The following is a 1,194-nucleotide window of genomic DNA, read 5'->3' as shown; positions in this document are numbered from 1 at the left end:
TGCGATTGATCTATTTTTTTAGCTAAAGACTCGATGTCTGCAAACTCGTAGAGGTCACTGAACTTCAATTGCACCGACATATCCATTTCAACACGGTGGATGATTTGTGCAATGAGCAAAGAATGCCCACCTAGGTCGAAGAAGTTTTCATTGATGTTAGATATGGGTTTATTGATGACTTCTTGCCAGATGCTCAGTAACTTAAGTTCAGTCGCTGTAGTAGCGGCCCGTACTTCTTCTTTGCCTAACGAGCTTGATTCTGATAAAGGGAGGCTTTCTAAAGCCTTTCGATCAAGCTTGTTGTTAAGGGTGCGTGGTAACTCCCCGAGTGCTTCAAGGTGCTGCGGCACCATGTAAGGGGGCAATTGCTGTCGCAGGTGCTCACGAAGTTCACTGAGACTAATCGGGCTATTCTTCCATACAACATAAGCGATGAGCCGCGTATCGCCGGCACGGACTTCTCGTACGCTTAAGGCGCAGTCGTCAATGGCGTCGTGTTGGCGCATAAGCGTCTCAATTTCACCCAGTTCTATTCGGTAGCCGCGTACTTTGACTTGCTGATCCAGTCGTCCCATATACGTAAGGGTGCCGTCGTGGGTGTAGCGTACTTTATCACCGGTGCGATAGAGTTGGCCGTCTCCAAAGGGGTTTGGAATAAAGACCTTCCGGGTTAATTCGTCACGATTGTTATAGCCTAAGGTCAAACCGTCACCACCGATGTATAGTTCGCCAGCGATGCCGTTAGGGACAGGGCGCAGCTGCTCATCCAGCACATATAACTGAGTGTTGGCGATAGGTAAGCCCAATCCAGGCGGTGTTTGGGTTTGTGTAATCTGGGCACAGCTAGACCAAACGGTGGTTTCAGTTGGGCCATACATGTTCCAAAGCTCACTACAGCGTTGAAGTAGCTCTTCAGCTAAATCCAATGGCAATGCTTCGCCACCGCACAGTGCTTTTAATCTAGGCTCACCCTGCCAGCCACTACTGATCAGCAATCGCCAGGTGGCGGGTGTTGCTTGCATGAAGTTTGCCTGATGCTTTATCAGCAAGCTTAATAAACGTCGACCATCACTACTATCCTGTTTCTTGGCAATAATGATTTTGGCGCCGACCCAGAGTGGCAAGTAGAGTTCAAGTACGGCAATATCAAAAGACAAAGTTGTTACTGCCATCAGGGTATCATCAGCCTGGAGC

Annotated in this window: 1 protein-coding gene; it reads right to left on the bottom strand. The window is 48.7% G+C overall.

Features of this window, described 5'->3' with window-relative positions; genetic code table 11:
- Positions 1 to 1,172: non-ribosomal peptide synthetase (locus A3757_RS03635; RefSeq protein ID WP_231878205.1), on the bottom strand; the 1,172-nt coding region annotated here is incomplete at its 3' end.
- Between the last annotated feature and the right edge of the window lie 22 nt (positions 1,173 to 1,194).

The sequence above is a fragment of the Oleiphilus sp. HI0117 genome (genome assembly GCF_001635235.1).
The sequence above is the reverse complement of the archived record's forward strand: the minus strand, read 5'-3'. Positions and strand labels throughout refer to the sequence as shown.